9 protein-coding genes are annotated in these 10,680 nt (G+C 62.2%); 5 read left to right on the forward strand and 4 right to left on the reverse strand.

Annotated features, from left to right (window positions below):
• Positions 1-15: 15 nt before the first annotated feature.
• A complete protein-coding gene (locus tag QIW53_RS18995; RefSeq protein ID WP_371051176.1) occupies positions 16-750 on the reverse strand; it encodes a thioesterase II family protein in 735 nt (244 codons plus the stop codon).
• 134 nt (positions 751-884) lie between these two features.
• Between QIW53_RS18995 and QIW53_RS19000 the strand changes: the two genes are divergently transcribed.
• From QIW53_RS19000 to QIW53_RS19010, 3 genes are all read left to right on the forward strand, one after another.
• Complete coding sequence (locus QIW53_RS19000; RefSeq protein WP_371051177.1) at positions 885-2,018, forward strand: cupin-like domain-containing protein; 1,134 nt, start codon at positions 885-887, stop codon at positions 2,016-2,018.
• A 673-nt stretch (positions 2,019-2,691) separates the two neighbouring features.
• The gene (locus QIW53_RS19005) at positions 2,692-3,480 is read left to right on the forward strand and encodes an SDR family oxidoreductase (RefSeq protein ID WP_371051178.1); all 789 of its coding nucleotides are present in this window, start codon (positions 2,692-2,694) and stop codon (positions 3,478-3,480) included.
• Positions 3,473-5,299: a glycoside hydrolase family 15 protein gene (locus QIW53_RS19010; protein ID WP_371051179.1), complete on the forward strand. Its 1,827-nt coding sequence runs from the start codon at positions 3,473-3,475 to the stop codon at positions 5,297-5,299. The genes QIW53_RS19005 and QIW53_RS19010 overlap by 8 nt, the downstream gene beginning before the upstream one ends.
• A 75-nt stretch (positions 5,300-5,374) precedes the next feature.
• Here the strand turns inward: QIW53_RS19010 and QIW53_RS19015 are convergent, their stop codons facing one another.
• Positions 5,375-6,334 carry a GlxA family transcriptional regulator gene (locus QIW53_RS19015; RefSeq protein ID WP_371051180.1) on the reverse strand — a complete coding sequence of 320 codons (960 nt, stop codon included), beginning with the start codon at positions 6,332-6,334 and terminating at the stop codon, positions 5,375-5,377.
• Positions 6,335-6,424: 90 nt separating this feature from the next.
• On the opposite strand from QIW53_RS19015, the gene inhA reads away from it, so the two are divergent.
• Positions 6,425-7,108, forward strand: a complete 684-nt coding sequence (gene inhA, locus QIW53_RS19020) for an isonitrile hydratase (RefSeq protein WP_371051181.1) — start codon at positions 6,425-6,427, stop codon at positions 7,106-7,108.
• Positions 7,109-7,394: 286 nt separating this feature from the next.
• Here inhA and QIW53_RS19025 read toward each other — a convergent pair whose 3' ends face one another.
• A complete protein-coding gene (locus QIW53_RS19025) occupies positions 7,395-7,883 on the reverse strand; it encodes an SRPBCC family protein (RefSeq protein ID WP_371051182.1) in 489 nt (162 codons plus the stop codon).
• 196 nt (positions 7,884-8,079) lie between these two features.
• Between QIW53_RS19025 and QIW53_RS19030 the strand changes: the two genes are divergently transcribed.
• Positions 8,080-8,481, forward strand: a complete 402-nt coding sequence (locus QIW53_RS19030) for a lysozyme inhibitor LprI family protein (protein WP_371051183.1) — start codon at positions 8,080-8,082, stop codon at positions 8,479-8,481.
• A gap of 82 nt (positions 8,482-8,563) precedes the next feature.
• On the opposite strand, the gene mrdA is transcribed toward QIW53_RS19030, so the two are convergent.
• Complete coding sequence (gene mrdA / locus QIW53_RS19035) at positions 8,564-10,456, reverse strand: penicillin-binding protein 2 (RefSeq protein ID WP_371051184.1); 1,893 nt, start codon at positions 10,454-10,456, stop codon at positions 8,564-8,566.
• Positions 10,457-10,680 lie beyond the last annotated feature (224 nt).

Raw genomic sequence — 10,680 nt, forward strand, 5'->3', positions numbered from 1 at the left:
TGTCGGTGTATCAAGTCAGGCGCTGGCCGCCATGGCATGCCGCCGATGATGAACATCCAGCTGATCCTTGATGATCTTGAGCACCCTGGCCTCGTGCTCGTGGATGAAGAAGTGCCCGCCCGCCAGCATGTCCACCGAGAAACTGCCGTGGGTCTCGCGGCTCCAGCCGATCAGCTGTTCGGTGCTGGCCTTGTCGGCCTTGCCGCCGAGCACGTGCACCGGGCATTTGAGCAAGGGTCGCTGCATTGGCTGGAAGCGCCCGCACAGGAGAAAATCGGCGCGCAGGATCGGCAGCGTCAGGCTCATCAACTCCTCGTTGGCCAGCACCTCTTCACTGGTGCCGTTGAGCGTGCGCAACTGATCGATCAGTTGTGCATCGGTTTTTGGCTCGGCAAAACCACGGTCGTAGTCGGCGCGCATCGTCGGCGCCGCCGTGCCCGAAGCGAACAATGCCACGGGCTCCGGACAGCCCAGGGCCCGCAATGCATGGGCCATTTCGCAGGCAAGCAAGGCGCCAAGACTGTGCCCGAACAAGGCATAGGGTGCTGTCAGCCTGGCACCCTGTTCCCTGGCCAATTGCAGCGCCAGCGTGCGCATATCGGTATGCAACGGCTCGGCGTAGCGGGCACCCCGGCCTGGCAGTTCCACCGGTTGCACATCGAGCCACTGTGGCACCTTGCGCCGCCAACGGCTGTAAACCATCGCACTGGCGCCGGAGTACGGCAGGCACAGCAGGGTCAGCTTGGTCACCGCGTTCACCTTGAAAAGAGTTGTCTCTGACCATGAACGCGCAGACACCGGCGCAAATTAGTCGGTCGCCTGGATAAATTTGCGCGACACGGCTTCGTTCCCTGTTCAGACCCAAACCAAGAAGAGTGACCGCCGTGGACCTGCAAATCATCCTGGGCAAGCTGTTCGCCAACGCCGGCGCCGTCGGTATCGAAGGCGTTTTCCAATTCGTGTTCGGGCCGCACCAGGTGTACTGGTCCGAGGTCAAGACCAGCAGCCGTACCGAGGCCGGACGTCACGCCAGCCCCGATGTCACCATCGAGGTCGCGGAGAAGGACTTTCTGGGCATCATGGGCGGCATGGCCAATGTCGAGGAACTGTTCGCCAGCGGTCGCCTGAAGATCGGCGGCAACATGGGCCTGGCCACGATGCTGCCGCAGATCATCGACCATGCGCGCCATGGCGGCGGCGTGGTGGAAAAGGTCGACATGAACAAACGTTACCCGACCCCACCGCGTTTCAGTGAGCAACTGACCGCCAGCCTGCCAACCCAACGCACGGTGGAGCGTCGGCCGCGCCGCGAATTGTCGGTGCAGGAATTCGAAAGCCGCTACCTGCCCAACGGCGTACCGGTGATCATCAGCGACGCCTTGCAGGACTGGCCGCTGTTCAAACTCAGCCGCGAAGAATCGCTGGTGCACTTCGCCGAGTTGCAAGGCATCACCCGCCATGGCGACTACGTGAAGAAGACCTTCTCCACGGAACGGGACTTTCGTTCCACCTCGATGGCCGACTTCATCGCCTCACTCGATTCCCCGGCGGTCAAGGGCGCCGATGGCGAGCCACCGGCCTATATGGGCAACAACATCCTCCCCGCGCAGTTGATGGAACAGATCAAGTACCCGCCCTACTTCGATCCCTCGCTGTTCATCCCGCCACGGATCTGGATCGGCCCCAAGGGCACCCTGACCCCGCTGCACCGGGACGACACCGATAACCTGTTCGCCCAGGTCTGGGGCCAGAAAACCTTCACCCTCGCCGCGCCACACCATCGCCCGGCGTTGGGCACCTGGTCCACGGCGCCACAGGGCGGGCTGGACGGTTGTGATTTCAACCCGGATGCGCCGGACTACCAGCGTTTTCCGTCGGCAGCCGACGTGACCTTCCTGCGGGTGACGCTGGAGGCTGGTGACCTGTTGTTTCTGCCGGAGGGCTGGTTTCATCAGGTGGAATCGGTTTCCACTTCGCTCTCGGTGAATTTCTGGGTCAGCTCTGGACGCGGCTGGTAACGAGGTTCCCTGTGGGAGCGAGCCTGCTCCGGGCGGCGTTCCGACGATGAAGGCCTCGCATCCAGCCTGACTTCTCCGGGTGTACACGATTACCTGTAGGAGCTGGCTTGCCAGCGATGGCGGCCTCGCAGCCGCCCTTATTTCTGCGGATGTACACGATTAACTGTGGGAGCTGGCTTGCCAGCGAAGGCGGTCTTATAGGCGACCCTGTTTTTGGGGGTGTACATATCCGTTGTTGTGGTAACGGCTGCTTAAGGTTCCGCCCTTACGGCGGGTCACTTTCGAAAAGCGCGAAAGTAACCAAAGCGCTCTGATCCCCTGACGTACGGCCCTTCGCTGACGCTCAGGGTTCCCTCGCTCCGGTCCTGCTCCGTGGGCCCGCCGCCATCGGCCATCCATGGCCGGCGGCGGCTAAACCGGCATCCATGCCGGTTTGCCCACTGCGCAGAACCTCCACTCGGCCTTCCGACGGCGCAGATCAAGAGCCAGATCAAAAACCAGATCAAAGGCCAGATCAAAGGCCACACCAAAAGCCAATGCGAATTCCTGTGGGAGCCTGTTCTTGAAGAGGACGGCATCCTCAGCAGCCTGACAAAACTTTCATGCTTGCACCTGAACTCTCGCCACTCCCCGTCAGTCAGCAGATAAGGCCCTCAACCCCAGGCTGATGTGCATGCAGATTTCTCTCAAGCAACAAGTGGCGCTGGTGACCGGCGCCAGTTCCGGCATCGGTGCCGGCGCCGCCAAGGCGCTGGCCGCCGCCGGTGCCGCCGTGGTGATCAACTACCACTCGCAGCCCGAACCCGCCGAACAATTGGCCCGGCAGATCAACGCGCAGGGCGGTCGTGCCCTCGCCATCGGTGCGGATGTGGCACAGGAACAGGACGTCGAACGGCTGTTCGCGCAGAGCCTCGACGCGTTCGGCACGCTGGACATTCTGGTGGCCAACTCAGGCCTGCAGAAAGACGCGCCCGCCGTGGACATGAGCCTCGCCGACTGGAACCAGGTGATCGGTGTCAACCTCACCGGTCAGTTCCTCTGTGCCCGTGCCGCGCTGCGGATCTTCAATCGCCAGGGCATTCGCGAAGGCGTGTCCCGCGCGGCCGGCAAGATCATCCACATGAGTTCGGTGCACCAGCGCATTCCCTGGGCCGGCCACGTCAATTACGCGGCGTCCAAGGGCGGCATCGATCAGTTGATGCAGACCCTCGCCCAGGAAGTCAGCCACCAGCGCATCCGCATCAACGGCATCGCACCGGGGGCGATCCGAACGCAAATCAACCGGGATGTCAGTGAAGCCGATTTGCTCAAACTCATTCCCTACGGGCGGGTCGGCGACGTCGAGGACATTGCCAACGCGGTGGTATTTCTCGCCTCCGATGCCTCCGACTACATCGTTGGCACCACCCTGTTCATCGACGGCGGCATGAGCCTCTATCCGGAGTTTCGCGGCAATGGCTGATCATCTTTTCGAGCGACAAAGCGCCATCGACGCCCACGGCATCATTGGCGACATGCGCAGCGCCGCGCTGGTCAACGACAAGGGCAGCGTGGATTTTTTCTGCTGGCCGGAGTTCGACAGCCCGTCGATCTTCTGCTCGCTGCTGGACAGCCCCGAGGCCGGGATTTTCCAGTTGGCACCCGACCTGCCCGACGCCCGTCGCGAACAGATCTACCTGCCCGACACCAACGTGCTGCAAACCCGATGGCTGAGCGAACGGGCGGTGGTCGAGGTGACCGACCTGCTGCCGATCGGTGACAGCGAGGACGACCTGCCGGTACTGATGCGCCGGGTTCGTGTGGTCAGCGGTCGCGCGACCTTTCACCTGCGTTGCGCCGTGCGCCACGACTACGCCCGGGCCAGCACCCACGCCCGCCTGGATGAACAGGACGTGGTGTTCGAAGCGAGCGGCCAGCCGGCGATGCGCCTGACATCGGAGCAACCGTTACGGGTCGAGGGTCACGCCGCGTTCGCCGAATTCACCCTGGAGCAGGACCAGAGCGCACAGTTCCTGCTCGGCGGTGTCGACGATCCGCGTCTCAAGGAAGGCGCCGCCGAGCTGTGCCTTGAGCGCACCCTGAAGTTCTGGCGCGACTGGAGCGGTCAGTCCAACTACCGAGGCCGCTGGCGGGAAATGGTCACCCGCTCGGCCCTTGCCCTGAAGCTGCTGACCTCGCGCAAACACGGAGCGATCCTTGCCGCCGCGACCTTTGGCCTGCCGGAAACCCCCGCCGGTGAACGCAACTGGGACTACCGCTACACCTGGATCCGCGACGCCTCGTTTACCGTGTATGCCTTCATGCGCCTGGGATTTGTCCAGGAAGCCAACGACTACATGCGCTGGCTGCGCGGCCGGGTCAGCGACTGCCACGGCCAACCGATGAAAATCAACATCCTCTACGGCATCGATGGCCGCCAGGAACTGCCGGAAACCGAACTCTCGCACCTGTCCGGCCATGGTGGCGCGCAACCCGTGCGTATTGGCAATGACGCCTACGATCAGGTCCAGCTCGACATCTTCGGCGAGCTGATGGACGCGGTGTACCTGGTCAACAAGTACGGTGACGCCATCTCCCACGAAGGCTGGAAACACGCGGTGAACGTGGTCGACCAGGTGTGCGAGACGTGGCAGCAGAAAGACGTCGGCATCTGGGAAATGCGCGGCGAGCAGCATCACTTCCTGCACTCGCGACTGATGTGCTGGGTCGCCGTGGACCGGGCCATTCGCCTGGCCTCCAAGCGCTCGTTGCCGGCGCCCTTCGCCCGTTGGGACCAGACCCGTCAGGCGATCTATGCCGACATCTGGGACAACTTCTGGAACGAGGAACGCGGGCATTTCGTCCAGCACATCGGCGGCACCGCCCTCGACGGCTCGATGCTGCTGATGCCGTTGGTACGTTTTGTCAGCGCCAAGGACCCGCGCTGGCTCTCGACCCTGCAAGCCATCGAGAAGAGCCTGGTGCGCGACGGCATGGTCTATCGCTATCGCAACGACGACACCGGAATCGATGGCCTCGACGGCACCGAAGGGGCGTTCGCCGCCTGTTCGTTCTGGTACGTCGAATGCCTGGCCCGGGCGGGCCAGGTGGAAAAGGCGCATCTGGAATTCGAGCAGCTGCTGCGCTACGCCAACCCGCTGGGTCTGTACGCCGAGGAATTCGACAGCCACGCCCGGCACCTGGGCAATACCCCGCAAGCGCTGACGCATCTGGCGCTGATCAGCGCGGCCACGTTCCTGGACCGCAAGCTCAGCGGCGAAAAGAGTTTCTGGCAGCCTTGAGGGTGTGTCGTCGGCCATCGCTCCAAAAAAAAGTGGGAGCGAGCCTGCTCGCGAGGGGGCCGGCAAGGCCCCCTTTCACTGCACCGAAAACCGTTCCCGATACGCCTGCGGCGTCACGCCCATGGCCCGCAGGAAACTGCGGCGCAAGGTTTCCTCGCTGCCAAACCCGCATTGCACCGCCAGCCGTTTGATCGGCACGCCGGTATCGCTGAGCAGACGCCGGGCGGTCTCGACGCGGATCAGTTCAATGGCACGTGCGGGGGTCTGGCCCGTATCGGCGCGGTAGTGGCGCACGAAGCTGCGTTCGCTCATGCCCGCTTGCAGGGCCAGGGACGGAATGCCCAGATCCACGGTGAGATTTTCACTGATCCAGGCGTGAAGCTCGTCGAAACGGCTGCCTTCCTTCTGCAGTGACAAGGTGACGCTGAATTGCGACTGGCCGCCGGGGCGCTTGAGAAACACCACCAGTTGCTGGGCCACTTCCAGCGCCATGTTGCGACCAAGGTCGGCTTCGACCATGGCCAGCGCCAGATCGATGCCGGCAGTCACCCCCGCCGAGGTCCACACTGGGCCGTCATTGATGAAAATCGGATTGGGCTCGACGCGCAACTGCGGATGCTGTTGCGCCAACTGCTCGCAACGGGTCCAGTGCGTCACCACCCGTCGACCATCCAGCCAGCCGCTGGCCGCCAGCAGGAACGCCCCGGTGCACACCGATGACACGCGCCGGCAGAGCGCCGCGTGCCCGCGCACCCAGGCCACCAGCGACACGTCCTGCGCGGCGGCGTACACACCCCAGCCGCCGGCAATGATCAGGGTGTCGCTGCCGTGCTCGGGCAGCGGCTCGGCCAGCAGCGCCAACCCCGCCGACGACTTCACCGCCCCACCACCGCTGGCAATTACCGTGGGGGCGTACGGCGCGGGCAGGCCTTTCTGGCGGGCAATGTCGTTGGCCGAGGCGAACACTTGCAAGGGCCCGGTGACATCGAGCAATTGCACATTGGCAAACGCAAGCACATGAATGGTCTTGGTCATGATTGGCGTAATTCGTGGGGTAATTGGCGTGTACGCCAAATCCTACGAGCTTAGAGTGAAGCCGTCCACCCACATCACGAGAAAAACACCATGACCTTGCAGATCGGTTTTCTGTTGTTCCCGCAAGTCCAGCAACTGGACCTGACCGGCCCTTACGACGTGCTGGCCTCGCTGCCGGACGTGAAGGTACACCTGATCTGGAAGGACTTGCTGCCGGTTACCGCGAGCACCGGCCTGGTGCTCCACCCTACCGCCACGTTCGCCGATTGCCCGGCGCTGGATGTGATCTGCGTTCCCGGCGGCAGCGGGGTCGGGCCTTTAATGGAAGATCAAGACACGCTGGCGTTCATCACCGCTCAAGCGGCCCAGGCGCGGTATGTCACGTCGGTGTGCACCGGCTCGTTGGTGCTCGGCGCGGCTGGCCTGCTCAAAGGCAAGCGCGCAACCACTCACTGGGCTTATCACGACCTGCTCGCACCGCTGGGTGCAACGCCGGTGAAGGATCGGGTCGTGCGCGATGGCAATCTGTTGACGGGCGGCGGCATCACCGCCGGCATCGATTTCGCGCTGACACTGGCGGCGGAGCTGTTCGACGCGGACACCGCGCAACTGCTGCAATTGCAGTTGGAGTACGCGCCGGCGCCGCCCTTCGACTCGGGCAGCCCGCAGACGGCGCCCGCCTCCGTGCTGGAGGAAGCCCACCGACGCACAGCGCAGTCACGCCAGCAGCGGGCGCAGATCACTGACCGGGTGGCCGCAACGCTCGGAGTTTGATCGAAGCGCGTCCGGCTTTTCGACAGGCGAAAAAAAACCCGCCAGAGGCGGGTTTTTCCCAAGACCATGTCGACTCCCTGTCGATAGCGAGTCCTTGCTGATGGTCGATCATCCGTGATCCCGAAGCACTCCCTGTGCTCCAGTTGATGTGGCTAGATTACGCATCGGATCCAATCGGCAATAGACGACATAGCTACCATCGCGTGTAGGACATTCGCTATAGCACCCCTTCCGAAAACCCTTAGACACCTCGGGTACCAGCCCGGGAGCCCCAGATTCAGCGGGATTACTTCTCCTGACGTTCATGCGCCTTGAGGTTGATCCTGAGAAACTCTTCGATGTTGCTCATCTGCTCATCCCAACCCCGGCTGTCCATGCGGAAGGCCTTGAGACGCCGCGCCTGGGGGATATGATCAAAACCAGATTCGGCCACCTTGAGCAAGGTGCCACCGTCCATGTCTTCGAGTTCGAAGCGCACCAGCGTGGTGGGCTCCTGGGTGTAATCGTATTCGGTTTCTACGGCGTAAGGGTGCCAGCGGAAGGAAAACACCCGCTCCGGTTCGACACGCTCCACCAGCACGTTCCACAGCAAGTGCTCATAGCCTGGGTACGTAATCTGCCCCTGGGTCCACTCGCCGGCGACAAAACGCTTGCCTTCCAAGGCCACGCCAAACCACTGCCCGAACGCTTCGGCGTTGGCCAGCACGCGCCAGACCTGCGAGCGCGGCGCCTTGAGCAGAATCTTTCTTTCGATGCGATCTGATGCTGGGTTCATAAGTCACCTCCTGTATTGAACAGTAGGCCCGTAAGACCACTTGTCCAACCCTAAAGTTGTATCTCGATCCAGCTGCCTGACCTATTCGGCCGCACATTCGCCTCAAAGTTCGAGGTCGAACACCACAGGAGGCAAGCCTGGCCGCCGACGCTTCGCTACACTGCCCGGGTCTTTTCCCGACTCAGCGAGAACCTTCATGACTCCACGCGTGCTCCTGGCGCTGACGCCACTGCTGCTCAGCCCCCTAGCCCATGCCGTCGATTGCGACAACGCCAGCGACCAGACGACGATGAACCAGTGCGCCGCACAACAGCACAAGGCGGCAGACAAGGAACTGAATGCGCTGTACCAACAGATCACCGCGCGCTTGAAGGCCAACCCTGACAGCAAGAAGCTGTTGGTGGGCGCCCAGCGGGCTTGGATTGGCTTTCGCGACGCCGAGTGCAAGTTCTCCGCCTCGGCAGTGGAAGGTGGCAGTGTCTACCCGCTGATCTACAGCAACTGCGTGACCGAATTGACCAAGGCACGATCACAGACCTTCAAGAACTACCTGAAGTGCCAGGAGGGGGACTTGAGTTGCCCTGTGCCGGGACTGTGATCTTCGCTTGATGTGAGGCGACTCACTTGACGGCGTTGTGTTGCATCGCACTTCGCGGGCACGCCCGCGAAGTCGTGGCCGATTATACGTGGGGGTCGCCCGGCGCTTTGCTCGGCGTGGCGTACTGAGGCTTGAGGTGACCGTCCTGGTCGAGCAGCCAGGCGTCCATGATCTGCCGCACCACGGGCCCTGCGACGCGCCCGCCGGCTTCGCCGTTTTCGATCATTACCGAGATGACGATTTTCGGATGCTCGGCCGGCGCGAACCCGACGAACAAGGCGTTGTCGCGATGCCGCTCCAGGGTTTTCTCGCGGTTGTAGCGCTCGCCCTGCTTGATCGCCACGACCTGCGCCGTGCCGCTCTTGCCGGCGATACGGTACTGGGCACCCTGCGCCGCTGCCCGGGCAATCCCGCGCGCATCGTGCATGACCATCTGCATGCCGTGGTTGACCTGCTCCCAATCGCGCGGGTCCTTGAGCAGGATATTGGGCATCGGGTGTTCATCCACGGGCGCCACCCCATCCACGGTCTTGGCCAGGTGTGGCCGGTTCCACACGCCCTTGTTGGCGATCAGCGCGGTGGCCTGGGCCAGTTGCAGCGGTGTGACCTGCATGTAGCCCTGACCGATGCCGAGAATCACCGTCTCGCCCGGGAACCACGCCTGACGGCGCGTGGCACGCTTCCACGCCTGGGACGGCATCAGCCCGGCGGACTCTTCGTTCATGTCCAGCGAGACCTTCTCACCGAGACCGAACATCGTCATGTAGTCGTGCAGACGATCGATGCCCAGTTTGTGCGCCAGGTCGTAGAAATAAGTGTCATTGGACCGCATGATCGCTGCATCCATATCCACCCAGCCGTCGCCACTGTGGTTCCAGTTGCGATACTTGTGATCGTAGTCAGGGAGCTGGTAGTAACCGGGATCAAAGACACGGGTCTGCGGCGTGACCACGCCGGCGTCCAGGCCGGCAATCGCCACTTCGGGCTTGATCGTCGAGCCAGGCGCATAGAGCCCCCTCAACACGCGGTTGAACAGCGGACGGTCGATGGAGTCATGCAGCGCCGCGTACTCCTTGAAGCTGATGCCGGTGACGAACAGGTTTGGGTCGAAACTGGGCTTGCTGACCATGGCCAGCACTTCACCGGTCGAGGGATCGAGCGCGACCACGGAACCACGGCGGTCGCCCAGCGCTTGTTCCGCCGCTTGCTGAAGCTTGACGTCGAGGCTCAGGACGATGTTTTTTCCGGGCACCGGATCCGTATGTTTGAGCACCCGCAGTACCCGGCCCTGGGCGTTGGTCTCAACTTCTTCATAACCCACATGGCCGTGCAGTTGCGACTCATAGAACTTCTCGATGCCAGTCTTGCCGATGGACTGCGTCCCCCGGTATTCAACCGAATCCAGCGCCTTGGATTCCTTTTCGTTGATACGGCCGACATAGCCAATCGAATGCGCGAAGTGCTCGCCCATCGGGTAGTGACGGACGAATTGCGGCTCGACATCGATCCCCGGCAAACGGAACTCATTGACGGCGAGCACGGCGATCTGTTCTTCGCTCAGTTCATAAAACAGGGTAACCGGCACAAAGGGGTGTCGCCCCTGCTTCATCGCCTTGTCGAACAGCGCCCGGTCTTCAACCGGCAGGTGCAGCAGGTCGACCACCTCGTCCAGCTCTTGCTTGACGTCAGTGGCACGTTCGCGGGTGATGGTCAGGTTGAAACTGGGACGGTTATCGGCAAGGACCACGCCATTGCGGTCATAGATCAGACCCCGGGTCGGGGTGATCGGTAAAACATGGACCCGATTGTTCTCGGAGATCGTCGAGTGGTAGTCGAATTCCATCACCTGCAGCACATACAGGCGCCCTACCAGCGTGCACATGATGGCGGCGACGAACAGAGCGCAAGCCATCAGTCTTTTGTTAACCAGGCGCGTCTCTTTTTCGTGATCCTTGATCGGTATCGGTTCGGGCATTTCTGCAGCGGCTCTTTGACTGAAAATGAAGTGCCGATCCCTGGGCAGGCAATCAGTCCGTGAAAAAAGGAGCTGCACCATACCAAAAACGAAGGCGATGACTCACTGCTAATTCCTCGAACGGTTGTGCGTTCACTGCATTTTTCTCGCGCAAAAACAAAACCCCTACCTGCATACGCAGATAGGGGTTTCGGAATTTAATCTTGACGATGACCTACTCTCAC

Origin of the sequence: Pseudomonas fluorescens (assembly GCF_041354075.1) — a bacterium.
GTDB lineage: Bacteria > Pseudomonadota > Gammaproteobacteria > Pseudomonadales > Pseudomonadaceae > Aquipseudomonas > Aquipseudomonas fluorescens_CE.

What these genes read in the sequence shown, in the direction of transcription:
- QIW53_RS19005 (WP_371051178.1), top strand. Translation starts at nt 2,692, where the DNA reads ATGCAGATTTCTCTCAAGCAACAAGTGGCGCTGGTGACCGGCGCCAGT.
- QIW53_RS19010 (WP_371051179.1), top strand. Translation starts at nt 3,473, where the DNA reads ATGGCTGATCATCTTTTCGAGCGACAAAGCGCCATCGACGCCCACGGC.
- QIW53_RS19015 (WP_371051180.1), bottom strand. Translation starts at nt 6,334, where the DNA reads ATGACCAAGACCATTCATGTGCTTGCGTTTGCCAATGTGCAATTGCTC.
- inhA (WP_371051181.1), top strand. Translation starts at nt 6,425, where the DNA reads ATGACCTTGCAGATCGGTTTTCTGTTGTTCCCGCAAGTCCAGCAACTG.
- QIW53_RS19025 (WP_371051182.1), bottom strand. Translation starts at nt 7,883, where the DNA reads ATGAACCCAGCATCAGATCGCATCGAAAGAAAGATTCTGCTCAAGGCG.
- QIW53_RS19030 (WP_371051183.1), top strand. Translation starts at nt 8,080, where the DNA reads ATGACTCCACGCGTGCTCCTGGCGCTGACGCCACTGCTGCTCAGCCCC.
- mrdA (WP_371051184.1), bottom strand. Translation starts at nt 10,456, where the DNA reads ATGCCCGAACCGATACCGATCAAGGATCACGAAAAAGAGACGCGCCTG.